The 26,464-nt window shown below is 65.5% G+C and carries 23 protein-coding genes; 6 read left to right on the plus strand and 17 right to left on the minus strand.

Annotated features, from left to right (window positions below; all coding sequences use genetic code 11):
* On the minus strand, positions 1–1,594 hold a 1,594-nt coding region (locus A5704_RS22740), incomplete at its 3' end, for a nitrite/sulfite reductase (RefSeq protein ID WP_067891213.1).
* 108 nt (positions 1,595–1,702) lie between these two features.
* Positions 1,703–1,795 (minus strand): Ms4527A family Cys-rich leader peptide, encoded by a 93-nt coding sequence (locus A5704_RS29875; RefSeq protein WP_368664890.1) that lies wholly within the window; start codon positions 1,793–1,795, stop codon positions 1,703–1,705.
* A gap of 190 nt (positions 1,796–1,985) precedes the next feature.
* On the opposite strand from A5704_RS29875, the gene hemW reads away from it, so the two are divergent.
* Positions 1,986–3,158 (plus strand): radical SAM family heme chaperone HemW, encoded by a 1,173-nt coding sequence (gene hemW, locus A5704_RS22745; RefSeq protein ID WP_067891216.1) that lies wholly within the window; start codon positions 1,986–1,988, stop codon positions 3,156–3,158.
* 3 nt (positions 3,159–3,161) lie between these two features.
* Here the strand turns inward: hemW and A5704_RS22750 are convergent, their stop codons facing one another.
* The 3 genes from A5704_RS22750 to A5704_RS22760 form a co-directional block, all read right to left on the minus strand.
* Positions 3,162–4,376 (minus strand): sodium-dependent bicarbonate transport family permease, encoded by a 1,215-nt coding sequence (locus tag A5704_RS22750; protein WP_067747555.1) that lies wholly within the window; start codon positions 4,374–4,376, stop codon positions 3,162–3,164.
* Positions 4,377–4,590: 214 nt separating this feature from the next.
* A complete protein-coding gene (locus A5704_RS22755) occupies positions 4,591–5,826 on the minus strand; it encodes a sodium-dependent bicarbonate transport family permease (protein WP_067747557.1) in 1,236 nt (411 codons plus the stop codon).
* Positions 5,827–6,116: 290 nt separating this feature from the next.
* The gene (locus A5704_RS22760) at positions 6,117–6,329 is read right to left on the minus strand and encodes a hypothetical protein (protein ID WP_067747559.1); all 213 of its coding nucleotides are present in this window, start codon (positions 6,327–6,329) and stop codon (positions 6,117–6,119) included.
* A 367-nt stretch (positions 6,330–6,696) separates the two neighbouring features.
* Here A5704_RS22760 and A5704_RS22765 point away from each other — a divergent pair, with 367 nt between their 5' ends.
* Positions 6,697–8,049: a salicylate synthase gene (locus A5704_RS22765; protein ID WP_067747561.1), complete on the plus strand. Its 1,353-nt coding sequence runs from the start codon at positions 6,697–6,699 to the stop codon at positions 8,047–8,049.
* Between the two features lie 154 nt (positions 8,050–8,203).
* Entirely contained in the window at positions 8,204–9,220 is a 1,017-nt protein-coding gene (locus A5704_RS22770; RefSeq protein WP_067747563.1) for an acyl-ACP desaturase, read from the plus strand.
* A gap of 475 nt (positions 9,221–9,695) precedes the next feature.
* Here A5704_RS22770 and A5704_RS22775 read toward each other — a convergent pair whose 3' ends face one another.
* The 11 genes from A5704_RS22775 to A5704_RS22825 form a co-directional block, all read right to left on the minus strand.
* On the minus strand, positions 9,696–10,619 hold the full coding sequence (locus tag A5704_RS22775) for a MerR family transcriptional regulator (RefSeq protein ID WP_067747565.1): 924 nt from the start codon (positions 10,617–10,619) through the stop codon (positions 9,696–9,698).
* Positions 10,620–10,622: 3 nt separating this feature from the next.
* Entirely contained in the window at positions 10,623–12,125 is a 1,503-nt protein-coding gene (locus A5704_RS22780; RefSeq protein WP_067747567.1) for an NAD(P)/FAD-dependent oxidoreductase, read from the minus strand.
* Positions 12,122–13,042, minus strand: coding sequence for a reductase (locus A5704_RS22785; RefSeq protein ID WP_067747569.1), 921 nt, complete (start codon positions 13,040–13,042; stop codon positions 12,122–12,124). Before A5704_RS22785 ends, A5704_RS22780 begins: the two co-directional genes overlap by 4 nt.
* A 20-nt stretch (positions 13,043–13,062) precedes the next feature.
* Positions 13,063–13,905, minus strand: a complete 843-nt coding sequence (locus A5704_RS22790; RefSeq protein WP_067891219.1) for an SDR family oxidoreductase — start codon at positions 13,903–13,905, stop codon at positions 13,063–13,065.
* Between the two features lie 3 nt (positions 13,906–13,908).
* Positions 13,909–14,919, minus strand: a complete 1,011-nt coding sequence (locus A5704_RS22795; protein ID WP_082954940.1) for an alpha/beta hydrolase — start codon at positions 14,917–14,919, stop codon at positions 13,909–13,911.
* Between the two features lie 114 nt (positions 14,920–15,033).
* Positions 15,034–16,197 (minus strand): NDMA-dependent alcohol dehydrogenase, encoded by a 1,164-nt coding sequence (locus A5704_RS22800; RefSeq protein ID WP_067747573.1) that lies wholly within the window; start codon positions 16,195–16,197, stop codon positions 15,034–15,036.
* A 22-nt stretch (positions 16,198–16,219) separates the two neighbouring features.
* Positions 16,220–17,671 (minus strand): aldehyde dehydrogenase family protein, encoded by a 1,452-nt coding sequence (locus tag A5704_RS22805; protein WP_067747660.1) that lies wholly within the window; start codon positions 17,669–17,671, stop codon positions 16,220–16,222.
* A gap of 14 nt (positions 17,672–17,685) precedes the next feature.
* Positions 17,686–18,480: an SDR family oxidoreductase gene (locus tag A5704_RS22810; protein ID WP_067747575.1), complete on the minus strand. Its 795-nt coding sequence runs from the start codon at positions 18,478–18,480 to the stop codon at positions 17,686–17,688.
* Positions 18,473–19,753, minus strand: coding sequence for an amidohydrolase family protein (locus A5704_RS22815; protein WP_067891222.1), 1,281 nt, complete (start codon positions 19,751–19,753; stop codon positions 18,473–18,475). The genes A5704_RS22810 and A5704_RS22815 overlap by 8 nt, the downstream gene beginning before the upstream one ends.
* Before the next feature lie 118 nt (positions 19,754–19,871).
* Positions 19,872–20,504, minus strand: a complete 633-nt coding sequence (locus tag A5704_RS22820) for a TetR/AcrR family transcriptional regulator (RefSeq protein WP_067747579.1) — start codon at positions 20,502–20,504, stop codon at positions 19,872–19,874.
* A gap of 54 nt (positions 20,505–20,558) precedes the next feature.
* Positions 20,559–21,683 carry a dihydrodipicolinate reductase gene (locus tag A5704_RS22825; RefSeq protein WP_067747581.1) on the minus strand — a complete coding sequence of 375 codons (1,125 nt, stop codon included), beginning with the start codon at positions 21,681–21,683 and terminating at the stop codon, positions 20,559–20,561.
* 121 nt (positions 21,684–21,804) lie between these two features.
* Between A5704_RS22825 and A5704_RS22830 the strand changes: the two genes are divergently transcribed.
* Positions 21,805–22,950: an ABC transporter substrate-binding protein gene (locus A5704_RS22830; protein WP_067747583.1), complete on the plus strand. Its 1,146-nt coding sequence runs from the start codon at positions 21,805–21,807 to the stop codon at positions 22,948–22,950.
* On the opposite strand, the gene A5704_RS22835 is transcribed toward A5704_RS22830, so the two are convergent.
* Complete coding sequence (locus tag A5704_RS22835; RefSeq protein WP_067747585.1) at positions 22,942–24,000, minus strand: dihydrodipicolinate synthase; 1,059 nt, start codon at positions 23,998–24,000, stop codon at positions 22,942–22,944. The two genes, A5704_RS22830 and A5704_RS22835, sit on opposite strands and share 9 nt — an antisense overlap.
* A 198-nt stretch (positions 24,001–24,198) precedes the next feature.
* Here A5704_RS22835 and A5704_RS22840 point away from each other — a divergent pair, with 198 nt between their 5' ends.
* A complete protein-coding gene (locus A5704_RS22840) occupies positions 24,199–25,365 on the plus strand; it encodes a cytochrome P450 (protein ID WP_231969221.1) in 1,167 nt (388 codons plus the stop codon).
* A gap of 15 nt (positions 25,366–25,380) precedes the next feature.
* Positions 25,381–26,463, plus strand: coding sequence for a dihydrodipicolinate reductase (locus A5704_RS22845; protein ID WP_067747588.1), 1,083 nt, complete (start codon positions 25,381–25,383; stop codon positions 26,461–26,463).
* Position 26,464 lies beyond the last annotated feature (1 nt).

Below are 26,464 nucleotides of genomic sequence, written 5' to 3' on the forward strand. Positions count from 1 at the left end.
AGTTCCTTACCACCCGGTCGATGTAGTCGCCCAGTTCGTCGCTCGTCACCTTGTGCTGGCGCAGCTTGCGCCCGAATCCGCTGTCCAGCCCGAGGCTGCCGCCCAGGTGCACCTGAAAGCCCTCGACCGAGCCCCCGTGACCGTCGTCCACCATTTGGCCCTTGAAGCCGATATCGGCCACTTGAATTCGGGCGCATGAGTTCGGACAACCGTTGATGTTGACCGTGATCGGCACGTCGAGCGAGGAGTTGATGTCCTCGAGCCGGCGCTCCAGCTCCGGCACCAAGACCTGGGCCTTTCCGCGCGTTTCGGCGAACGACAACTTGCAGTACTCGATCCCTGTGCACGCCATCAGGTTCCGGCGCCAATGGGACGGTCTGGTCTGCAGCCCGAGCGCCTCCAGCCCGGCGAGCACCTCGTCGAGTTTGTCGTCGGCGATGTCGAGGATGACCAGCTTCTGGTACGGGGTGAACCGCACCCGGTCCGAGCCCGCCTTGTCCATCAGATCCGCCACCGCAGAGAGGATGGACCCCGAGACCCGCCCCGCGATCGGCGCCGCCCCGACCGCGTTGAGCCCGTTCTTGAGCCGCTGAACCCCGATGTGGTCGATCGGATGTTTGAGCGGTTCGGGGGCCGGCCCGTCGATCAGCGGCCGTTTGAGGTACTCCGTTTCGAGGACCTCGCGGAATTTCTCGATGCCCCAGTCCTTGATCAAGAACTTCAGCCGGGCCTTCGACCGCAGCCGGCGGTAGCCGTAGTCGCGGAATATCGACGTCACGGCCTCCCAGACCTCGGGCACCTCGTTCAGCGGCACCCAGACGCCGACCCGCTGGGCCAGCATCGGGTTGGTGGACAGACCACCGCCGACCCACAGGTCGAGGCCGGGCCCGTGCTCGGGATGGTTGACGCCGATGAAGGCGATGTCGTTGATCTCGTGCGCGACATCCTGCAGACCCGAAATCGCCGTCTTGTACTTGCGCGGCAGGTCGGCGAAGTCCGGCGTGCCGATGTAGCGGCGCACGATTTCGTCGATCGCCCAGGTCGGGTCGAGCACCTCGTCGAGCGACTCGCCGGCCAGCGGCGAACCGAGGATCACGCGGGGGCAGTCACCGCACGCCTCGGCGGTCTGCAGTCCCACCCCGGCGAGCCGCCGCCAGATTTCGGGGACGTTTTCGACCTCGATCCAGTGCATCTGTACGTTCTGCCGGTCGGAGATGTCGGCGGTGTCGCGGCCGAACTCCGTCGAGATCTGGCCGACCGTGCGCAACGCCGCGGCCGACAGGGCACCACCGTCGCAGCGCACGCGCATCATGAAGTACTTGGCTTCCAGCAGATCGGCATTCTCGTCACCGGTGAAGGTGCCGTCATAGCCCTGTTCGCGCTGGGTGTAGAGCCCCCACCAGCGGAAGCGGCCGCGTAGGTCACTCTTGTCGATGCTGTCGAAGCCGGCCTTCGCGTAGATGTTCTCGATGCGTTCGCGCACCTCGAGCGGGGCGCCGGCGTGCTTCATCTCTTCGTTGGGGTTGAGCGGTTCCCGATCTCCCAGCGCCCACTGGCCCTCGTTACGGGGCTTGGCGGGACGGGCTGTGGTCATCTCGGAGGTCTCCTTCGAACATCGCAGGCATGAAAGCGCAGCTCACCGGTGGTATCGGCGGCGCAGATCCGATGCCAGCTGGACGTACAGGTGGGCGGGTCTACGACATCAAGGGAGACAGCAACAGCTGCAAACACGCTTGAGATCAATGTGCCGACGAGCCACGAGCGCAATGCGAAGGCTGGGCTGAGCGACGGTCACGCCACCATTGTGCCACGCCCGTCGGCCGGCGATGTAACCAGGTCAAACATCGGCTCACGATGAGCGGAATTCCCGATTAAGCTGGTCGCGCGGGTAAGAAAACCCAGGAAAAGCGTGTGCGGCCGACATCGGCGCGGGCACGGTGGATCGACGCCGCGGCCGGGTACCGCACACCGTGGGATGATTTGGCATGGCCCTTCGCGAGGAAGCCGTCGAGCTGCCCGACCTCCAGCCCGTCCCCGAGCGGCCGTTCGGGATCTACATTCACGTCCCGTTCTGCATAACCCGTTGCGGCTATTGCGATTTCAACACCTACACGCCGGCCGAGTTGGGCGGTGTCAATCCCGATGCCTGGCTTGCGGCGCTGCGGACGGAGTTGGAGCTGGCGGCAGAGCGTCTGCCCGGGCCGACCGTGACCACGGTGTTCGTCGGGGGAGGGACGCCGTCACTGCTCGGTGGCGCCCGCGTGGCGTCGGTGCTGGAGATGGTGCGCGAGCATTTCACGCTGGCGCCCGATGCCGAGATCACCACCGAGGCCAACCCGGAGTCCGCCTGGCCGGACTTTTTCGACGCCATTCGCGCGGCCGGCTACACGCGGGTTTCGCTCGGCATGCAGTCGGTGTCCCCGCGAGTGCTGGGGGTTCTCGACCGCATTCACACGCCGAACCGATCGGCGGCGGCCGCCCGAGAGGCCTTGGACGCCGGCTTCGAACACGTAAGCCTCGATCTGATCTATGGAACGCCGGGGGAATCCGACGACGATCTGCTGCGCTCGGTCGACACGGCGATCGACACCGGCGTCGATCACGTGTCCGCCTACGCCCTGGTCGTCGAGGAGGGCACGGCGCTGGCCCGACGGGTCCGGCGCGGCGAGCTCGCCGCCCCCGACGACGACATCCTGGCGCACCGCTACGAGCTGGTCGACGCCCGGCTTTCCGAAGCCGGAATGTGTTGGTACGAGGTGTCCAATTGGGCGCGGCCGGGCGGCGAATGCCGGCACAACCTCGGCTATTGGGATGGTGGCCAGTGGTGGGGCGCCGGACCGGGGGCCCATGGCTATGTCGGTGCCACGCGGTGGTGGAACGTCAAGCACCCCAACGCCTACGCGGAAAAGCTGGCCGCCGGCGTATTACCGGTGGGGGGATTCGAGCGGCTCGATTCCGACGCCCTGCACACCGAAGACGTACTACTGAAAACCCGTCTGCGACAGGGCCTTCCGCGCGATGTGCTGAATTCTGCCGAGGGGGCGCGGGCCGAAGGCGCGGTCGCCGACGGGTTGCTGGTGTCCGACGCAGATCGCTTCATCCTCACGCCGCGCGGCCGCCTGCTGGCCGACGCCGTGGTGCGCACCGTGTTGGGGTAGTGCTCAGCTGTTCGGGAACCAATGCGCGACTGCGCGATTGATCTCGATGTACAGCGGGATCCCGATCGTGACGGTGTAGGAGAAGGTCAGACCCAGCGCGGCCGCCAGCGGCAGGGTTGGGCTCGCCTCTGGGATCCCCAGCCGCTGGACCGCGGGCAGCGTGATGTAGGACGCCGCACTGCACAGCACCGCGAACAAGACGTAGGTGCCCGGCTGGAAGTGCGTGTCGGTCAGGTTGGCGTAGGCGTAGGCGGCCAGGATGCCAAGTGCCGCAAACAGGTTGGGCGCCAACAGGCCGAAGGCGATGAACCCGCCACCGGCCAACTTCAGATCCCGTAACTTGCGGGACGCCGTCATGCCCATCTCGAGCAGAAACAGGCAGAGCACGCCCTGAAACGCCGCAACGAAGAGCTCGTTTTGGTCGTGCACAACCTTCTGGCCCTGCAGCGCGCTGATGAAGCCGATGGCGATGCCGCCGACGAGGAGGATGAGGCCGGGATTGAGGAACACTTCCTGCAATATCGCCCGTGACATCAGCGGTGCCTTCTCGCGCTGCGGGGTGTTCCCGTACCACGCGTGCTCCTGCTTTTCCAGCGAGAACTCCAGCTCCTCTTCGATTCCGCGCTCGACCCCGTCGTCAACGCCCTCGGCCTGGGCGGCAGCGCCGGGACCTACCCTTGCGGGGGCGGTGTAACCCTGCTCGTCCGGCATGTACCCGGCTTCGTCCATCCCGCGGTGTCGCAGCCGGGCCACCAGGTATAGGGCAACCAGGCAGCCGGGAATCTCCATGAACGCGAGTAGAACCGGCATGTAGGCGTCGAAGGCGATCTTCACGCTGGTCAACACGGCCACGCAGGTGGCGAAGGCGCCCGCCGAGTCCGACCCGTAGTAACCGGCGACCGTCGCCCTGTCGACGCGTCGCAGCCGCGTCAGGTACCTCAGCAAGACATAGGTGAGCACTCCGATCACGAAGTTCAGCACCAAGCCCAGCGCGACGAATCCGGCGATGTTGTCGATATCGGCGGGTTTCACTTTCGCCAGCTCTTCGCCACCCTGCCAGCCGACGGCCACCAGCAGATACATCGTCAAACCCTGGTAGATCACGTACGGGAATTCGAACCGCACCCTCAGGATCGGAATGAGGAAACCGAAGTAGAAGAACAGCAGCAGCGGCTTGAACAGATTGTGGATGAAGTTCTGCCACATCTCTTGAAGCATGGGCGCCTCCTGGCGACGCAGTACAGCCCGGCGGGTGGCAGCAGGCGACTCGCGGCGCCCCTGAACTTAGTGGAACCTCGCGGGCTTGAGCGAGCCGACCATCGCGTCTTTACGAACAATTAACAAGTGGCCGATTGGGACCTTGGCGCGGCCCGTCAAACGAACTGTCGCCCACCATGATTCACCGGCCTGCGCGACCGCGTGGTTGGCGAAACTAGAACCAGTGGGCGATCAGCCGGTTGACCTCGATGTACAGCGGGATGCCGATGGTGACGTTGTAGGAGAACGTCAAGCCGAGCGACGCGGCAAGCGGCAGGGTGGGACTGGCCTCCGGGATGGCGAGCCGCTGGACCGCCGGGACGGCGATGTAGGACGCGGCGCCACAGAGCACCGCGAAAAGCACATAGGTGCCGGGCTTGAAGTCGGCGTGGGTGAGCGACGAGTAGATGTGCGCGACCAGGATGCCAAGCGGGGCAAAGATATTCGGGGCCAACAGGCCGAAGACGATGAACCCGGGGCCGGCGCTGCGCAGGTCCTTCAGCTTCCGGGAAGCCGTCATGCCCATCTCGAGCAGGAACAGACACAGCACGCCCTGGAACGCCATGACGAAGAACTTGTCGTCGTCGGCGACCACCTTCTGCCCCTGTAGCCCACTGACCAGGCCGATGATGATGCCCCCCATCAGCAGGACAAGTCCGGGGTTGAGGAACACCTCTTGGAACAGCTCCCGCGAGAAGATCGGCGCCCGCTTGCGCGCCGGGCCGGCAGTGCTCTGGTCGGGCTCCCAGTCCGGGTGGTCGAGCTTTTCCAGGGAGAATTCCAGCTCCTCTTCGATGCCGCGCTCGTGCTCGGCCGCCAGGCTCTGGCCGTGCGGTGGCTTGGCCGCGGTGCCCGGCCCGACCGAAACCCGCACCGGCGCTGTGTAGCCCGGTTCGTCGACCATGTTCCCCGCCGCGTCCATCCCGCGGTGACGCAGCCGCGCCACCAAATACAGGGCCACCAGACAGCCGGGAATCTCCATGACGGCCAACATGACCGGCATGTACGCGTTGAAGGCCATGCCGACGGCCGTCAGCACGGCCACGCAGGTGGCGAACGTTCCCGCTGAGTCTGACCCGTAATAGCCGGCAACGGTCGCTCGGTCGACTCGCCGGAGGGTGGTCAGCCAGTTCAGCAGCAGGTAGGCGATGCCGCCGATTACGAAGTTCAGCACGAATCCCAAAACCATGAAGCCGACGATCATCCCGATGCTGCCGGCGCTGATCTTCGCGAGCTCTTCACCCCCGTGCCAACCAATGGCCAGCAGCAGGTACATGGTCAAGCCCTGATAGATGACGTAGGGGAATTCGAAGCGCACCTTCAGGATCGGAATGAGAAAGCCGAAGTAGAAGAACAGCAGGAGCGGCTTGAACAGGTTGTGGGTGAAGTTCTGCCAAAACTCTTGCAGCATTTGATGCCTTCCTCGATGAGTGCGGTGATCAGGGAAAGCACCGTCCGCAAGCGGAGCCACCACGAACATCCCGACGACCGTGGAAAACCTATCCCCGGCGATGTCAAACCGCCACTCGAATGCAAAGCATGAAGTACAGGCGTGTCGAATCGATGCCGACGCGCCGATGAAGGGTAAAAGCGCTGTTCAGACGGTTTCTGCCGACTGCCTTCCGGCCGCGGGCCACCGACACCGCAGGCGTGGGTTTGGTGGGAATATGCTGTGCATTTGCTGTGTGGCTAGCACAGGAATCAGCGGGCCGACGAAATTACCGAGGGCCTGACCCCGACGCCCTTCTTGCGGTGTGTCACCGACAGCCATGCCATCGGCGAGTAATAGGTGGTGATTTCCTCGAAGCCGTCGACCCTCGAGACTGTGAGCACGCCGGTCTCTTGATTGATTTCAAGCCCGTCACTCTCGCTGCCCTGGATCTCTTCGCCGTTCGCCAGCCGGATCACGAACATGACGTCGCTTTCGAATCGGCACGATCGTGCTCGCCGGAATTCACCGCCACTCCTTCACTCACGCCGCTGGGGCCTGCCGCCTCCCATTAAATCTCCCGGCCGGCGGGTTCGCACGATCTCGCCCGGAGTTCAGGCGAGGTCACGTCGCATGGGCCGTGCAGGGCTCCGACCGGGCGGGTCGTCGCGTCCCGTGTACCTGCGCTAACTGGCAGAGTCGGCGGGCCGGCGTGGGATCGAGGTGCGGCACGAGCGGGGACGGGCCGCCGCCCCGGCTTGACGAAGTTCTCGGCAGGACGGAGCGAATATGCCGGGCCGCGGCTGGGACAGCTTGCGCGTCCTTAGATAGGTTAGGCTACATTTACTAACCGTGACCGAGGTCAGCGTTCAGACGAGTTCCGCCGGCTCCACGTCATCGCCGATTCCACTTCCCGCACACGTGCACCCGGCCGACCTGGCCGCCGAGCTCGCCACGCGGTTGCCCGAACAAGCCGGCGAGGAGTACCTGGTCTACGAGCGCGGCGGTCAATGGGTACTCGCCAGCGGCGTGCGCGCGATGGTCGAGCTGGACAGCGACGAGATGCGGGTCGTCCGGGACGGCGTGACTCAGCGCCAACGGTGGTCGGGGCGGCCCGGGCCGGTCCTGGGTGAAGCCATTGACAGGCTGTTGCTGGAGACCGACCAGCTCTTCGGTTGGATCGCCTTCGAGTTCGGCGTCTACCGGTACGGGCTGGAGCAACGGTTGTCGCCGGGAACCCCGCTGGCCCGCGTGTTCTGGCCGCGCACTCGCATCGTGGTGACCCGGGAGCACGTCCAGCTCTGGGGCGCGACGGCGGCGCATCGCGACATGGTTCTCGGCCTGTTGGGCGACGGCATGCCCGAGGTGCGCCAGGCGCGCCCCGTCGACGTCATCGCCGACCCGTCCAACTATCGCGACCGGGTGGCATCGGCCGTCCGCGAGATCGCGGGGGGCCGCTACCACAAGGTGATCCTGTCCCGTTCGCTGGAAGTGCCTTTCCCCCTGGACTTCCCGTCGACTTATCGGCTCGGTCGCCGCCACAACACCCCGGTGCGGTCATTCCTGTTGCGTCTGGGGGGAATTCGCGCTGTCGGTTACAGCCCCGAGCTGGTCGCGGCGGTCCATGATGACGGCATCGTGTTGACCGAGCCCCTGGCGGGCACCCGCGCGCTGGGTCGCGGTGTGGCACTCGACCGGCAGGCCCGCGACGACCTGGAGTCGAATTCCAAAGAAATTGTCGAACATGCGATCTCGGTGCGCAGCTCGCTGCAGGAGATCACCGAGATAGCCGAACCCGGTAGCGCGGTGGTCACCGACTTCATGACGGTGCGCGAACGCGGCAGCGTGCAGCACCTGGGCTCCACGGTCAGCGGGCGACTGGGCCCGTCGAACGACCGGATGGACGCGCTGGAAGCGCTCTTCCCGGCCGTCACCGCGTCGGGCATCCCGAAAGCGGGCGGCGTCGAAGCGATCCTGCGCCTCGACGAGGGTCCGCGCGGCCTGTATTCCGGAGCGGTCGTGATGTTTTCGGCCGACGGCGGCCTGGACGCGGCGTTGACGCTGCGGGCGGCATACGAGCGCGATGGCAGGACGTGGTTGCGCGCGGGGGCGGGCATCATCGAAGAGTCCACCCCCGAGCGTGAATTCGAAGAGACCTGCGAAAAGCTGTCCACACTCGCGCCCTATCTGGTTGCGCGGCAGTAGCCCGTCCGGTCGGTCGAGGGCGCTGTGAGCGGCGTCCCTCGGCGTAGGGACCTTTGGCCCTAGTTGGTCGAGTTTCCCGCGTGTCATCTTTATGTAACCCAATGACACAGATACATTGCGCGTTACTGGACGGCACACATAACTGGAGGGCTTCGTGTCCGAGGACCTGACTAATCTGCAGCTACTACACGAGCTCGAGCCTGTGGTCGAGGGCCTGCTCAACCGCCATCTTTCGATGTTCAAGGAGTGGAATCCCCACGACTACGTCCCGTGGTCGGACGGCAAGAACTTCTACGCGCTGGACGGTCAGGACTGGGAACCCGGGCAGAGCCGGCTCCCCGACGTCGCGCAGGTGGCGATGGTGCAAAACCTGCTGACCGAGGACAATTTGCCGTCCTATCACCGCGAGATCGCGATGAACTTCAGCATGGACGGCCCGTGGGGTCAGTGGGTCAACAGGTGGACGGCCGAGGAGGCCCGGCACAGCACCGCGCTGCGCGACTACCTTGTGGTCACCCGCGCCGTCGACCCGGTGGCGCTCGAGCAGCTGCGGCTCGAGCAAATGACTCGGGGCTTCAGCCCGGGACAGAATCAGCAGGGCGACATGTTTGCCGAGAGTCTGTTCGACTCGGTCATGTACGTCTCGTTTCAGGAACTGGCTACCAGGGTCTCCCACCGCAACACCGGCAAGGCCTCGCAAGAACCGATCGCCGAGCAGCTGATGGCCCGAGTCTCGCACGACGAAAACCTGCACATGATCTTCTACCGGGACGTCAGCGCGGCGGGTCTGGACATCGCCCCGAACCAGGCGATGAAGTCGGTCCACAAGATCCTGCGCAACTTCAAGATGCCGGGATTCACGGTGCCGGAGTTCCGGCGTAAGGCAGTGATCATCGCCGTTGGCGGCGTCTACGACCCGCGCATCCACCTCGACGAGGTGGTGATGCCCGTGCTGAGGAAGTGGCGCATCTTCGAACGCGAAGACTTCACCGGCGACGCCGCGCGGATGCGCGACGATCTCGCCGTGTTGGTCAAGGAGCTCGAGCAGGCCTCCGACAAGTTCGAGGAGTCCAAGCAGCGTTATCTCGAGCGTGAGGCCCGCAAGACCGAACGAATCACGGCCAGCAAGGTGCTCCAAACGGAAGGCACGCTGACCTTGAGCGGCCACTGACGAGGTCCGGGTGCGCGGGGTTCCTGTCCCAGCAGCCTGACGGCAGCGTTCGCTGCGCTCGAAATGTGTCAGTTCCGCCGGGGGCGGGCGATCTAAGCCGCTGCGCCCTCCGAGCGCGTCTTGGCTGAGGACTGAACTCCGGCGCTTCGCCTGATTGGGGAGTTTGAACCCCGGCTGGGCGGGGAATTCCTGCATGCCCCTCATATTGTGAAGATCAGGAAGTCCCATGCTTAGCGCACGTATCGACCGCTTCAAGGAAGATTGGTTTCTGTTTCTCGGCAAGCTAGCGGCTGTGTCCACCCCGCAGTTGGGCATCATCTACGGCTTTGCCAATCGTCGAGAGGCGCGGGATCCGGTGAGCCAGGGCGGGCCGACGGCGCGTCCTCTCGCTCACCGGCCCCGACTGATCGCGTAGCGTTTCCGATTCGACCCGCAAACCGACGGTCAGGGGGCTTACCCCCGGGACCGGCCCCGCTCAGGCCCAGTCGGCGGTCGCGTTGGACTCGAGGTAATCGGCGAGTATGCGGCTCACCAGTGACTCGATATTCGACTCGATCGACGACGCGAGCGTGGCGGCGACCGTTGCCACGGCCTGAGTCCGGAAGCGCACCAGCATGGTGATCAGCTCGGCGATCTCGGCATCCGCCGGCAAGGGTTCCCCCGGCTTGATGCGGTCCAGGACATGCTCGGCGCCGGCGCGCACCAGCATGTCGCTGATCTTGTCTATTTCGGGCACGATCTGCTCGTGTAAGTCGACGAGCTTCTCCAATTTGACGCCGTAGCCCCGTATTTCGTTGAACGCCTCGATCAGTTTGGGGCGGGTGACGGTGGCTCTCGCCCCGTCGACCCGGATGACCTGCAGCGCCACCAGGCGGTCGAACGCTTCGGGGTCGTCAACGAGTCGCTGCGCATCGGCCAGCGGCATGGTCTCAGGCTTCTCCGTCGTCCAGGTGCCCACGATCGCCGTCTCGAGGCCCAGCACGTCGCCCAGGTTCTTGCCTTCTTCCCAGGCGCTGAGCATTTCGCGCACGTGGGCGATGTTGTATCCGCGGTCGAGCATCGAGGTGATCAGCCGCAGGCGGGTGAGGTGCGTGTCGTTGAACAGGGCGATGCGCCCGACGCGCAACGGCGGAGGAAGCAGCCCGCGGTCACGGTAGACCCGGATGTTGCGGGTGGTCGTGCCGGCCAGCCGCGCCAGGTCGTCGATCCGGTACTCACCGGACGCGGGGGCACCTTGCGGGTGGCGGACCGCTGCGTCGAACAGTTGTGAGACCGCGGTCTCGATCAACTGCCGGTACTCCCGCGACTGGCGCCGCACGCGCCTCGGCGCGCGCCGCACGTTGTGCAGCACGCTGGCGATGGTGCCGGGTTCGGGTCTCGAAGAACGGTCGGGTGCCATGCGTCAGCCCGACGCGGCGGCAAGCGGCGTGGAGTCGCGCGCCACCGCTTGGTAGTCCCCGTAGCGGAAATCTTTCATCTGGCGAAGATACTGCGTCGCGAAACCCGGGTACATCGACCCGTTGTATCCGTCCTTGGTCAGGTACCAGCTGCGGCAACCGGACATCCACGTCGTCTTCGTGAGGCGGCGCTGCAGGCTGTCGTTGTGGCGGCGCTGAACCTCTTCGCGCACATCGAGATAACGCAGGTCGTTGTCGAGAATGGCGGTGATGCCGCGAACCGCGTACTCGAGCTGACCCTCGATGTAGACCAGCAGCGAGTTGTGGCCAGGCCCGGAGTTGGGCCCGGTCATGACGAACAGATTCGGATATCCGTGCACGCTGATGCTCTTGTAAGCCTGTGCGCCATCGGCCCATTCGTCACCCAGCGAGCGGCCGCGCAGGCCGGTGACCGGGAAGGGCGGTCCGGTCAGATGGACGTCGTAGCCGGTGGCGAACACGATGCAGTCCAGGTGATGTTCGATGCCGTCGCTGGTGCGGATGCCGACCGGGCTCAGGGTGGCGATCGGCCAGTCGATGAGCTTGCAGTTCTCGCGCTGAAGGGCGGGGTAGTAGTCGCTGGAGACCAGCATGCGCTTGCAGCCCGGGCGGAAGTCCGGCGTCAGCTGGCGGCGCAGCCACGGGTCCCTCACCTGAGCGCGCAGATGCGCCCGCCCCAGCCGGGCGGCCAACGAGGTCAGCGGCGTGTCCCACACCAGGGCCGTGGCGCTGGCCTCGTGGCCCCAGAACAACGCCTGCCGCGCAAGTTGCTGGGCGGCGGGCACTTTGGCGAAGAGGGTCTGCAGGGCGGGCGGGGTGGCGACGTCCAGGCGCGGCAACACCCAGCATGGCGTGCGTTGGAACACCTTGACCAACCCGGCCCGCTTCGCCAGCTCGGGGATGATCTGAATGGCGCTGGCGCCGGTACCGATGACGGCGACCCGTTTGCCCGAGAAGTCGTAGTCGTGGTCCCAGCGGGCGCTGTGAATCTTGTGTCCGCGGTAACTGTCCAGGCCGCGAATGTCGGGGAACCTGACGTCCGACAGCGGTCCGGAGGCCAGCACGACGGTGCGCGCGCGGAATCGCTTGCGGCCTTTGGTGGTTGCCGTCCACACCCCGCTGTTCTCGTCGAAGGCCAGACCGCTGACCTCCTGGCCGAATCGAATGTGGCGACGGATGTCGAATCTGGTCGCCATGTCCTCGAGATGGCGGCAGATCTCCGGGGCGGGGGAGTACGTACGCGACCAGCTCGGGTTCTTGACGAACGAATACGAATACAGCAGCGAGGGCACGTCACAGCTGGCGCCGGGATAGGTGGTGTCGCGCCAGGTTCCGCCCACCCGGTCGCCGCGTTCCAGGATCACGACGTCGTCGACCCCGGCGTCGGCCAACCGGATCGCCGCTCCCAGTCCGGTGAAGCCGGCACCGATGACGAGCACCGCGTGGGCGCGGTCGGCGGCCATCATCACGCCGCCGGCCGGTAGGTGAGTTCCTTGAACCAGCTGGGCACGGGTTTGAGCAACGGCTTGGGATAGCGGTCCGACAGCCACACCATCGAATTGGCCAGCAGGTGGTAGGGGTGGGCGGGGTTGACGACCATCGCGGCGTGTCGCTTGAGCAGTTGGTATGCCGGCACCCGCGAGGTGCGCTCACCCCGCTCGCCGAGCTGCTTGAAGCGTTTGACCGCGTTGTAGAGGCGCTCGGGCTCCATGCCCATGCCGGCCATCTCGTTGCGGACGCGATTGAGCAGCGGGATATACATCAGGGTGCCGACGATCACGCCCGGCGACGCGACTGTCCCGACGAATTCGATGGCAAGTTTGCGGGCCCTCGCGTGGCCGATCATGTCGAGCACCGCGAAATCGACGGCGATGTGGCGTGATTCGTCGTTGTTGATTTTCTCGAAGACTTGATGGCACACCGGGTCTGCAACGGTGTCGAGCAAGAACTTCAGCAACGCGCCGTCGAGGGCGACCTCCAGCATCGGTATCACGGTGCCCAGCACGGACAACGGCATGTCGTCGGAGTAGGCGTCGAGCCACTGGATGGCGAGCCGGATGTTGACGTTCGGCTTGGGAACTTCGCCGTCGTCGAGCATGCCCCAGCGCTTCATCAGCGCCATCTCGGCGTTGGCGTGCCGTTGCTCCTCGGCGTGGAAGTACCGGTAGATCTCGGCCAGTGTCGGGTTGGGCGCCTTCTTGGCCAGGGCCGCGAATCCGCGGGCGCCCACGTTCTCGATCCAGCACAGGTCGGCCATGAAAGCCTTGAGCTTGGGCCGGAATTCCTCCCGGATGGTGTCGGCGCCGGGCGCGTCCCAATCGATGTCGGCGAGCGCCCATTGGCGGTCCTTGATCTTGGCGAGCATGGCTTCCATGTCGATGGCCACTGGGAGCTCCTTTGCATTGGTCAGGGCAGGTTGATTCGCGAGGCCAGACCGGCCGCACGTGTATAGGCGTGTGGTGCCAGGCGTTTGATGCTCCAGCCGATTTTGGCGTCGAGCTGTGGCATGCAGTAGAGGTCGCCGCGGTCGTGCGCGTCCAGGCAGATCCGCGCGACTTTGTCCGCCGAGAATCCGGTCCAGCGCATCAGCTTGTTGGCCAGTTCGCTGGATTCCTCGCTGATGCGGCCGGATTCGACGATGTTGGTCTTGACGAAGGTCGGACACAGCACGGTTACTCGCACGCCGGTGCCTGCCAATTCGGCGGCCAGGGTCTCGGACAGTGACAGCACGCCGGCCTTGCTGACGTTGTAGGGGGCCATTCCCGGCGCCGCGCCGAACGCCGCCGCCGACGCGACGTTGATGATGCCGCGGGGGGCGGGCGACGGCTCCCGGAGGATCGGTGCGAAGACGTGGCAGCCGTGAATGGGGCCCCACAGGTTGATTCCGATGGTCCATGCCCAATCGTCCAGGGGCGTATCACCGATGGCCGCGCCGCCGGCGCCGACGCCGGCGTTGTTGATCACCAGCGTCGGGCATCCGGAAAACCAGGCCTGTGATTGCCCGGCCAGCGCCCGCACGTCCTCGAAGTGCGAGACGTCGCAGCGGATCGCCGTCGCACTGGCGCCCAGTTGGGTGATCGCGTCGGCCGTCCGTTGGGCGGCCGCTTCGTCGATGTCGCTGCAGACGACCCTGCCGCCACGGCGGCCGAGTTCGATGGCGAAGGCCGCCCCGATGCCGCTTCCGGCGCCGGTCACCACCGCGGACGCACCGCGGCTGGTCTTCGGCCTGCCCAGCAGTCTGTCCAGCATCGCTCAGCGCACCTCCTGCGTTGTGACGCGTGCATCCTGCAACGCGTGGGTGACGAAGCGCGCGACGTAGCCCATGGCCGCGGCGGCTTCGGGCATCATCCGGGGCAGCGCCTGAAAGACGTGCACCTGGTGTGGCCAGATCTGCAGTTCGCAACGGCCGCCGGCGGTTTCGATGTCGGCGGCGAGCTGACGGGCGTCGTCTTGCAGCATCTCCGCGCCCCCGGCCTGGATCAATGTCGGGGGAAGCGGAGGGCCGCCGGCGACGTTGAGCGTCAACCGCTGGTGCGCGGGATCGACGCCGGCGTGATACATGCCGACCAGGCGGGCCGCGTCGGCCGCCCGGATCGCGGGATCGCGGCGCAGTCGTTCTCGGGCGAGACACAACTCGAAGCTGAGGTCGTACAGCGGGGAGAACAACGTCAGTGCGGCGGGGTGATCGGCCACCACCTCGGGTTGCAGCAACATGTCGACGGCCAGATGGCCGCCCGCCGAATCCGCGGCGACGACAAGCCCTTTCGGCGACAAACCGCACGAGTTCACCAGCCAGTCCCAGCCCGAGCGCACGTCGTCGGCCGCGGTGGGGAAGCGGTGGCGGGGCGCGAGTCGATAATCGATGCCGAACACCGGCAGACCGGTCAGTGACGACAGCCAGGATGTCAACCGGCGGTGCGTCTTGGCCGAGCACACGGCGAAGCCGCTGCCGTGCACGTAGTAGACGGCGCCCGCGGAGGTGGACGACCGCGCGGTATCACTTGTCGGCGTGCGGGGCCCGTAAACCCATTCGCCCTTGACCCGGCGACCGTCCGGCAGCCTCGTGTCGACGTGTTCGACTCGGGTGCCCGCCAGTGAGGGCCCGAAGGTGCCCATGATCCGGGCGACGATTTGGCGCGACAGCCACAGGCCCCACGCCCGCTCGGGCGGTAGCAGGCCGGTTACGGGCCGCAGGGTGTAAGCACTTACCGCTGCCGCGCCGCGGGACCGCAATGACCCGCGGGCCGGAACACCGTCCGCCATGCCGGGAAGTCAATACCAAATGGTGACATTAGTCAATGGCAGCTTTTAGGGGTCGGGTGCTTGCTTCGCAACGCGCGGCATGCGCGGGCCCATCGGCTCCCCGTCGCCGTCCAACTACTCGAAAGCGATGACGCCCCGGATGTTCTTGCCGGCGCGAAGGTCTTTCATGGCCGCGTTGATGTCGTCGAGCTTGTACTTCTGCGTGACCAACTCGTCGAGCTTGATCAGGCCCGCCTCGTACATCGATAGCAGCTTGGGCATCGCTTCGCGCGGGTTCATCTCGCCGTAGAGCGCCCCTTTGAAGGTCTTGCACGAGTTGACCATGTCGCCGAGCATCATCGGGACCATCATGTCGGTGATCTTGGCCATCCCGGTCAGCACACAGGTTCCGCCCTTGCGCAACAACATCATCGCCGTAAAGATCAGGTCGGCCGGCACCACCCCGGGGGTGAGAACGACGCGGTCGGCCATGACTCCCCAGGTGATCTCCTTGACAAGTTCGACCGCCGCACCGGCATCGACGGCGGTGTGGGTTGCGCCGAACGTCGGCGCGATCTGACGTTTGAATTCGTTGGGGTCGACGGCGACGATGTGCTTGGCGCCCGCGACCTTCGCGCCCTGCACCGCGTTCATGCCGATCCCGCCGACACCAATCACCACGACGGTGTCACCCGCTCCCGTGCCTGCCGCGACGGATCCCGAGCCGAATCCCGTTGTCACACCACAGGACACCAGGGATGCGGCCTCCAAGGGGATCCAGTCATTCACCTTCACCAGCGAACGCTCGGACGCCACCACGTACTCGGAGAACGTGCCGACCTGCATCATCGCCATCAGATCCTCGTCGCCGAGGTGGCGTCGCCGGGTGCCGTCGGTGGTCATTGCCTTGCTGTAAATGTCGGAGCCAATGTCGCACAGGTACGTGTGCCCGGTGGCGCACCATCGGCAGCTACCGCAAGCAGGCAGGAACGAGATCGCCACATGGTCGCCAGGTTTGAGTGTCTTCACCTCGGGACCGACCTCTTCAACGACACCCGAGCCCTCGTGGCCGCCGAGCATCGGGAACCATTCGGGTACCGGAATGCCGGACGCCCGCATCATTTCTTCCATCTCGGCCGTCGGCACACTGTCGCCGGTGTAGAAGTGCTCGTCAGAATGGCAGATGCCGGCGTAGGCCATCTTGACCAGAACCTCGCCGGCGTGCGGAGGATCGAGCTCGACGTCGGTGACTTCCCAATCGATACCGACGCCGCGTAACACCGCTGCTTTGGACTTCATTGTCGCTTCTTTCAGTTGGGAGTCAGGCGGCAGGCCAGCCGACGGTCTTTGTCTCGGTGAAGATTTCGAGCCCCTCGATGCCGCATTGTCGTCCGACACCGGACTGCTTGTAGCCGCCGAACGGCGCGTCCGCGCCGTACCAGAGTCCGCCGTTGATGCCCAGGGTGCCGGTTCTGATCCGGCGTGCGACGGATTTCGCGCGATCTAGATCAGCGGCGAACACCACGCCCGACAGGCCATAGATCGAATCGTTGGCGATGCGCACGGCGTCGTCGTCGCCGTCGAACCCGATGACCGACAGCACCGGCCCGAAGATCTCCTCCTGGGCGATCGTCATCTTGTTGTCGACGTCGGCGAATACCGTTGGCTCGACGTAATAGCCCTTGGGGAGATGCTTGGGCACCCCGCCGCCGGTGACCAGTCGGGCGCCTTCCTGCTTACCCTTCTCGATGTAGCCGAGCACGCGGTCATGCTGCCTTTTGGAGACAAGTGGACCCTGCAGCACCGACGGGTCCGTGGGGTCACCGTATTTGTTGTTCTCCATCGCTGTCTTGACGATTTCGACCGCTTCGTCGTAGCGCGAGTTGGGGACCAGCAGTCGGGTGGGCATCGCGCAGCCCTGCCCGGCGTGCATGCAGATGAAGGCGCTGCCGCCGACCGCGCCGCCGATGTCTCCCTCCTCGTCGAGGACGAGGTAGACGGACTTGCCCCCGAGTTCGAGGAAGGTGGACTTGATGGTCTCGGCGGCCGCCGCCATGATGCGCCTGCCGGTAGCGGTCGAGCCGGTGAACGCCACCATGTCTACCAGTGGCGAGGTCGAAATCACCTCTCCGACGGAATGATCGGACGACGGGACGATGTTGATGACCCCGGGCGGGATGTCGGTGTGTTCGGCGATGATGCGGCCGATTCTGGTGGCGTTCCACGGTGTGTCCGGGGCGGGCTTGAGCACGCAGGTGTTACCCATCGCCAGGATGGGGCCGATCTTGTTCAGGATGATCTCGAAAGGAAAATTCCAGGGCGTGATCACACCGACGACTCCGATCGGCTCCTTCCAGACTTCGCGGGCCGTCAGGCTGCCCAGGCCGAAGGCGTCCTTGTCGGGAAGCGGCCGTTCCCAAGCGAATTCACCGATCATGTCCGCAGGCCAGGTGAGCGCTTCGCGGAGGGGGACGTCGAGCTGCGGTCCGTAGGTGGACAGCACGGGGCAGCCGACCTCCGCGACGAGCTCGCCGCGTAAGTCCTCACGTTCGGCTTCCAGCGCCGCCTGCAGCTGCCGCAGGCCGGCGGCCCGCGCCTCGCCATCGCGTGACCACGCCGCGTTGTCGAACGCGTGCCGTGCCGCAGCGATGGCGCGTTCCATGTCGGCGTGGGTGCCGTCGCAGGTGGTGCCGAGCACCTCCTCGGTCGCCGGATTGACGTTGTCGAATCGCCGCCCGGATACGGACTCGACGAGCTTGCCGTCGATGAGCATGCGCGGTTCGTGGTTCACCAATTCCGAAGCTCCTTCACTGCATCAGAGGCGCGTGGGGCCAGAGTCAGATGTGGGATGAAACTGCTTTTGCCGCAACGGATAACGGAATCGACAACGTCAACCAGGTGCTCGACGTCGACGAGGCCGCCGAGCATGTATTTGTTATCCATCCAGTATCTGATAGCCGCTTCCAGGGCGTCGGGGTCCCACGCCTTGTTGAACTCAGTCTGCGCGTCGCCGGTGCCGCCCAGGCTGTCGCCGACGGCCAGACGGGTGAAGCCGATCTCCGGATGCTCGATGCGCCAGGCCTCGACAAGCTTGTCCAGCGCCGCCTTGGACACCGCGTATGCGCCGAGCAGCGGCCACGGCGTCGTGTACGACGCGCTGAGCGACGAGAGGTAAACGGCACCGCCCGCCGCCGCGGCCAAATGGGGCGCGGCCGCGGCGGTGACGAGTGAGGCGCCGGTGACGTTGGTGGCGAACAGTTGCGCCCACTGTTCCGCGGTCACCTCGCGCAGCGGCGCGAGCACACCCATGCCGGTCGTGTAGACCAGGGCGTCGAGCCCGCCGAGCGCTCCGACCACCTCGGACATCGCCGTCTGGCAATCGTCGGCTACGGTGACGTCGCAGGCGACGGCCACCGCGCCGTTGCCGGCTTCCCCGGCGGCATCGACCAGCCTGTCGTATCGCCGCGCCAGCAGCGCGACATGTGCGCCTCGCTGGGCAAGCCCTATGCCGATGCATCGTCCGAGTCCGGCGGAGGCACCGACGACAGCGACCCGCAGCGGGCTTTGTCCGTTGTCAGACATCGAGCTTGGCGCTCATAGTGCCGAGGGTCGCGCCCGCGGTGCGTTCGAACCGGCCGTGGTCGAAGCTACGGATCTCGACATCGTGGTCACCGGCTTCGGCGCGCAGGGCGCCGACCGTGCATCGTTCTCGGGTGCGATGCCGGAACGGGTCGAATGAGTACCAACGGCATGCGTTCTCATACGTGATCTTGTTGACCTCGTAGTCGGGGAGGTCAACCATGACCAAGGCAAGCTCCTCGGCTGCCGCGGGCCACGACGAGTCGGAGTGCGGGTAGTCGCACTCCCAGGCGATGTTGTCGATGCCGATGTCATGGCGCAGTTTGACGCCAATCGGGTCCGCGATGAAGCAGGTCAGGAAGCGCTCCCGGAACACCTCGCTGGGCAGTTTGTTTCCGAAGTCCTGGCCGGTCCACAGGTGATGCATTTCGTAGGTTCGGTCGAGGCGGTCGATGAAATAGGGAATCCAGCCGGTGCCACCCTCGGAAAGTGCGAAGCGGACGTCGGGAAACTCCTTGATGACGCGGGACCACAGCAGGTCGGCGGCCGCCGAGCAGATGTTCATCGGTTGCAGGGTGATCATTACGTCGACGGGCGCGTTGTCGGCGGTCATCGTGATCTTGCCGGAGGACCCCAGGTGGACCGAGAGCACCGTGTTGGTGTCCGACAGCGCCCGCCACATCGGATCCCAATACTCGTCGTGGAAGCTCGGGAAGCCGAGCGTCGCGGGGTTTTCGGTGAAGGTGACTGAGTGGCAGCCTTTGGTGGCGTTGCGGCGGATCTCATTGGCGCACAATTCGGGATCCCACAGCACGGGCAGCCCCATGGGCAGGAAGCGCCCGGGATACGAGCCGCACCATTCGTCGATGTGCCAGTCGTTGTATGCCTGGGTGACGGCGAGGGCGAGGTCCTTGTCGGTGTGGGTGGCGAACAGCCGGCCCGCGAAGCCGGGGAAGGACGGGAAGCACATCGATCCCAGCACGCCGCCCGCATCCATGTCTTTGATGCGCTCATGAATGTCGTAGCACCCGGGCCGCATTTCGTCGAAAGCGGTCGGCTCGACGCCATACTCATCGCGTGGGCGTCCCGCCACAGCGTTGAGCCCGATGTTGGGAATGATGGCGTCGTTGAAAGTCCACACCTCCGAGCCGTCGGGCCGGCGGATGACCCGGGGCGCCGCGTCCGCGTACTTGCTTGCAAGCCTGCCCTCGAACAGGTTCGGCGGCTCCACGAGGTGATCGTCGACGCTGACCAAGATCATGTCTTCGGGCTGCATGAGTCTCCTTGCACAGAGGTTGAGAACGAGACTATCAGATTGGCAGAGTAACTATTTCGATTTCTGGAAATATTCATTTCCACTGGTGACGGACGTGGCCTCCACACTTCGGCAACGCTCAGCGCCGCGGCGTCGCGTGCGGCTCGACGGCAAACGAGAGCAGTAGCCGGTCCAGGATCCTGGCGGCCCGGCGACGCGCGCTCTTGGGGTTTGCGGAGTGCGCGACGAGCAGCGAGGCCTCCTCGAGCGCGGCGATGAGCATGTGCGTCAGTTCCCCGACGGGTTGATCGTCGATGGTGCCCTCGGCGATCGCCTCGCGGACCACCTCGTTGATCAGGGCGATGCTGTTGCCATTCTGGATTTCGCGCAGGGTCTGCCAGCCCAGCACCACCGGTCCGTCGACAAGTATCACCCGCTGCACCGCGGGTTCCATTGCGGCTTCAAGGAATCCGTGCAATCCACGCGTGAGCCGTTCCCAGGCGTCCGCGCCCGGCGGGGGAGCGGCAATGGACCGGAGGGTGAGATCGTTTTCGACGTCTTCGAATACCGCTCGAAAGAGCTCGGCTTTGTCCTTGAAGTGGTGGTAGAAGGCGCCGCGCGTCCCGACGCCCGACCTCGTCACGAGGTCGCTGATGCTCGTGTTGAAGAACCCGTGTTCAACGAACAGCTCGCGACCCGCGTCGATCAGGTCGCGACGGGTCTGCTCGCCCCGGGCGCGTCGATCCTCGTCCGCCCCGCCACGCTTCGCCATGCCGACGATCGTAGCAACCTTCAGTTTGAATGTTGAGCGTCGGGACGTGCCGCCTCAGCGCACGATCCCGCGAACCGTCATGAGTCCAAGATCGGCGTGCGACTTGAAACCCGGCGGCGCATCGCAGATGGCGGGGATGGAGTTCACGGGCTCCATCGCGGTCCATGCGTAGCCTATGTAACCGGGCTTCGCGTGCTCGCGCGCCTGCGGGCTGCCGCGCAGGATGAGCTCGGTGCCGGGGTCACCGTCGATCACCACGCGGTAGTGGTAATACGGTTCCCAATCGGGCCTCGGGTCGATGGCGTCGTGCTCGATGAACGAGTAGAGCTCGTGCAAGGTGATGAACGGCCTGCCGTCCACCCACGCCGTCCAGAGGTGATGTTGGGATGCGACGGTGCCCGTCTTGATCACACCTCGCAGGCCGGGCATGTCCATGTCCGCGGTGCCCTCGTACGGGATGTCGCGGGTGGCCAGGCCCAGTTCGACGTCTGTCGTGAACTTGTCGACACTCTTGCCCAAGCCTTCGACCACCATCGTCAGCGATTGCGCGAACAACGACCATGCATCTTGAAAGAGATTGCCCTTGGCGAACTCGTCCGGTGTCTTTCCGAATCCCATCTCGTCCAAGTACTTCAGCGTGTCCTTGTTGAAGTTCACCGCCTCGTAGATGTGGATGTGGTCGGTCTTGCCGACGATCCGGGCCAGCGTCAGGACGAGCAGGTCCGCCGCGTAGCCGGGGTGGATGCCGCCTCCGTGGAACGACGTTCCACCGTCTTGGCACGCCGCCTCGATTTTGTCGATGTCGGCGCTGTTGGTTTCCGTCCGATGCCACCAGGCCCCACCCGAGGCGACGACGCTCTTTCCGCCGCGCAGCAGTCGGCAGATCTCGTCGACGTCCGACCAGAGGGGCGCGTAGAACACGCAGTCTGCGTCAAGGCCCTCCAGGGTGGCCTTGTCCGTGGTTGCGAGCACGCCGATCGGCCCCACCCCGACCAGCTCGCCCGCATCCTTGCCAACTTTCTCCGGGCGGTTGCAGAGCACTCCGACCACCTCATAGAGGGGATTGTGGGCGAAGTGGCGCAGCGCCAAGGTCCCGACATTGCCCATGCCCCACTGGATCACGCGATATTTCTTCTCGGCCGCCGACACGCTCGATTCCAGTGGTGATGTGAGCGTCATGGTGTCCCCTTCGCGTGAGGCCAGACGGGAGCGAGCACTCCGGAAGCCGAATATGCAGTTTCGCGAATCATTGTTTCCGTACGGTGGCGATTACACAACCTTCATCCGGTATGTTGCCGCTATGGCAGACGACGGCGTTCGCGCGTACGGTTCGGTCGCTCCCCTGAAAGTCGGCTTGCTCAACGATTATCCGACTTCCGGCGACACGGACAACGACAGCATCGACGCCCTGCGGCTGGTGATGGATGAAGCGTTGTCCTCCGGGCTGATCGACCGGCCGATCGAACTCGTCACCCGAAACGTGGTGGGCTTGCCGAACGGCACCTACCTCGCGGTCGAACGTGCCTTCGACGAGCTGGTCGCGGAGGGATGTCTGGCCATCTACGGGCCGTGGGTATCGGACAACGTGGTGCCGCTGCGCTCCCATGTCGAGGCCACGGCTCGCGTTCCGATCGTCACCCTGTCGGGGTCCGAGGGTGCGCTCGGAGAGTGGTGCTTTGCGCTGAACAACGGCTCGATGGCCGAGGAGCCGGTGATGCTGGCGGCGGTGATGATCGGGGACGGGCGGTCGAGGATCGCGATCGCCTATGAGTCGTCACTGATCGGAAAGGAGTACCTCGCCTTCGCCGAACGAGCCTACGACGCCGCCGGCTTGAAGGTCGTTGCGACCGTGGCAATTCCGCAGGTGGAGGCCGACAAGGCCAAAGCGGTCGCCGCGCTGAGTGCGTCGGAGCCCGACGCGTTGGTGCACGTCGGGTTCGGGCATGGCCTGTGGGGGTTCACGGACGCGCTGCTGGCCGCCGGCTGGGACCCCCCGCGGTACACGACGACGGCCTTCGAAATGGCGCACATCAACGCGGAATGGAGGCGGCAGTTGTCCGGCTGGATCGGCCTGGACAGCTACGACGAGCGCAACACCGTCGGTCAGGCCTTCCTGGACCGCTTTGAAGCCAGATACGGTCGTCGGCCTGGTCATTCGATGCCGGGCCTGTCGCACGACGCGGCGACCGTGATCGTGCGCGGCCTCGCGGCGGCACGCCCGCTCACCGGGGAGGGAGTGAAGAACGGGCTCGAGCAGGTCAAGCTGATCCCGTCGGCCAGCGGCGCTCCCGGGACGTTCCTGCGGTTCGGTCGGTTCATCCGGCAGGGCTGGATGGGATCCGACTATCTCATTGCCCGCAGGGTGCTGCCGGACGGCAGTGCGCATGTCTTCCACGCGGCGCCGAGCGACCACATTGCCCGCGCGGTCGCGCGCGCCTCACGCTAGTTGGATCGCGCCGAATACCGCCGCGGTCACGATGCCGGGCGGTTGGGCGAGCACATACGGAATCGCGCGAATCGCGCCCATCGCGATCATCAGGTGGCCCGGCATGGCGTGCTGACCGGGTTGCGCCGTGCCGTCGAATCCCACGTCGAGCTGGAGTTCGAAGCTCGGCTCGCCTTTGATGACCGCGCGGATGAGGGGCGCCTTCTCGCCGGGCGCCAGCGGCGCCATGCCCCACTGGGGGAGGTCGCGGGTGAGGACCCACTCCTCGTGAATGGCCAGCAGCGGACGGCCCGACCAGTGCCCGACCCAGGAAAACCTCTGCCCGACAACCGTTCCCGCCTCGATAGTGCCGGCGGGTACCTCGATGTCGTGCGGCAGGGTGGTGGCGTCGACCGCCACGTCGATGCGCGACAGGGTGATCCCGAGGACGTCGGCCGTGGCGTTGAGCGCCTGGCGGTACGCCATATCGAGCTTCTTGATGATCGGGGAATCGATGCTGACGTCTTCCGGCGGTCTCCCCATGCCCATCAGGTCGACCAGCATCGGCCGGCTGTCCACGGCCGAAACGTCAGTTGCCTCATAGAGGTCGATCCGGTCGATCGTCTTGCTCAGCCCCGTCACCGTGGCGACCAGTCGCTCGAACATGAACCCGGGGTTCTCGCCGGCAGCATGGAAACGCGACTCACCTTGTCGGCACGCCTCGACGAACGCGGACTCCGTTTCCGCCCCATAGGTCGGCAAATGGTTATACGACGTCGTAGTGATGACGGTGCTACCCGAGGCGAGTAGGCGGCAGATGTCCTCGGCGTTCGTTTCGATCGCGTGTGCTTTGCTGGCCGTGTGCACGACGACGTCGGCGCCCAGTGCGACGATCGCGTCCTTGTCCGCCGTCGCGATCACGCCGGTCGTCGGCGGGAGACCACACAGCGCGCCCGCATCGAGTCCTGTCTTCGCCGGGTCGTAGACCAGGACCCCCACCAGTTGATAACGGGGATTCTCGATGAGCTCTCGGAGCGCGGCCCGGCCCACGGCGCCGGTCGCCCACTGCACGACTCGAGTAACCAATCGGACGCTCCAGGTTGCGGTTTCGCGATGTAAGCCTTCTGGTACATTCAACCTACATCATGTAGGTTTGCAACCGACAATATGTAGGTTGACGGGCTTATGAGGTGGCACGTGGTGGAGTCGAGGGTTGACGACGACATCGAGCAGCGCATCCGCGAGGCGCAGGAGAAGTTCAACGCCGGCATGGGCGCCGACGGCGACGCGACCCCGTACCCGCTGCTGCGCGAACTGCGGCAGAAGGCGCCCGTTCACCCGGGCTGGCCGGAGATGGGGGTTCCGTGTGACGGACCCGGCGGCAAGAAGACCTTCACCGCGTACTCGTTCGACGCCGTCAAGGCCGTGTTCACCGACAACGTCACGTTCAGCACCCGCGTCTACGAGGATATGGTGCGGCCACTGCAGGGTCCGACGATTCTGGAGATGCAGGAACCCGAGCACGCGACGTACCGCAGGTTGCACGAATTCGCCTTCGCGAAGTCCTCGATGAAGCGCTGGGACACCGAACTCGTCGGGCCCCTCGTGGATCGCACGATCGCGAGGATTCGTGATGACAAGCGTGCCGATCTGGTGGCCGCGGTGTTCATGCCGATCCCGGTCCGGATCATCGCGGCCCTTCTCGGGTTGCCAGAGTCCGACATCGGGGAGTTTCACCGGCTGGCCATCGACCTGCTGGGCTTTCGCGCCGACATGGAGACCGCCATGAAGGCGTCGGCGGAGATGAAGGAGTACTTCATCGGCGTGCTGGCCGACCGGCGCAAGTCGCCGAAGGACGACATGGTGACGATCCTGTCGCGGGCCGAGATCGACGGCGTCAAAATGTCGGACGAGCAAATCTACGGATTCATGCGCAATCTCCTGCCCGCCGGAGCGGAGACCACGTCGCGATCGACAGCGAGCCTCGCGCTGGCCCTGTTGACCCACACCGACCAACTCGACGCGGTTCGCGCCGACCGCACCCTGTTGCCCCAGGCGATCGAGGAGGGCATCCGGTGGGAGACGCCGCTGCTGAATTTCATCCGGGAGGTCACCACTGACACCGAGTTCTTCGGGCTCGACATCCCGAGGGGATCGACGATGATGGTGAACCTGGGCAGCGCCAATCACGACGAGACGCGCTGGCCGGACCCCGAAACCTTCAATATCTTCCGGGAACGCAAGCCGCACATCGGGTTTGGCCACGGTGCGCACTTGTGCCTGGGGATGCATCTGGCCCGGTTGGAGAGCACCAAGTTCTTCAACGCGCTCTTCGACGAATTGCCGGGGTTGCGGCTCGACCCCGACGCCCCGCCGCCCTATGTGAGCGGCACGATGTTCCGTTCACCGCCCCGTCTCGACGTGGTCTGGGATTGATCGGACCAGGCTGACATGACTCGCGTGATCCAATGGGCGACCGGGGTGACCGGAATGATGGCGCTGCGCCACGTGCTGGGCCGCCCAGACCTGGAACTCGTCGCGGTGCGCGTCTACGACCCGGCGAAAGCCGGCGTCGATGCGGGCGCCCTGTGCGGGGCCTCCGAAACGGGGGTGCTCACTTGCGCGGATCGGGATGCCGTGATCGGCACCGACGCCGACGTGGTTCTCTACATGGGCAAGGTGGAAACCGACACGCCCGGCTGCTTCGCCGACGTCTGCGATCTTTTGGCGTCGGGCAAGAGCGTGGTGGCCACCGGTAGCCGGTTCGTGCATCCCCGATCGCTGCACGAATCGCTGGCCGACGCAATCGAGAAGGCCTGTCGTGCGGGCGATTCGTCATTCCTTGGGCTCGGCCTCTACCCGGGCTTCGTCGGCGAGTCGCTGGTGCCCATTCTGTCCCGCCTCACCGAGCGCACCGACCGGATCAACGTACGAGAGGTGCTGAACTACTCGACCTACGCCAGCCACGACCTGATCTTCAACGCGATGGGCTTCGGGCATGCGCCGGACGACACCACCCCGCTGCTGACGAACACCGACTACGCGGCAAGCGCGTGGATCGGCAGCGCGACAATCCTGGCGCAGGCCCTCGGGCTCGAGATTCGGTCCGTCGAGGGTTTCCGCGAAGTCGCCACAACGCCGCGACCCCTGACGGTGGCGGCTGGAGAGATCCCCGCGGGCACGGTCGGGGCGATGCGCTTCGGCGTCGTGGTCGACTGCGGTGAGACCACCCTCGCCGTGGAGCATCTCACCAGGATGGCCGACGACCTGGCGCCCGAATGGCCGACGGAGATTGGCTATCAGGTGGCCTTCGAGGGCAAGCCCAACATGAGTCTTCATCTCGTGATCGGCTCGCATGAGGAGGATCACGCCGAGCAAGGCTGCCTGGCCACCGCCATGCACGCCGTCAACGCCATCCCGGCCGTGGTCGCGGCCGAGCCTGGGCTCTACGACCTTTCGACGATCACCCCGTTCGTCGCCCACTGGACCGAGCGTGGTGCCGCGTCCGCCGCGTCGCCGCCTGCGGGAGGCTGAA

Source organism: Mycobacterium sp. E735, from assembly GCF_001666955.1.
Lineage (GTDB): Bacteria > Actinomycetota > Actinomycetes > Mycobacteriales > Mycobacteriaceae > Mycobacterium.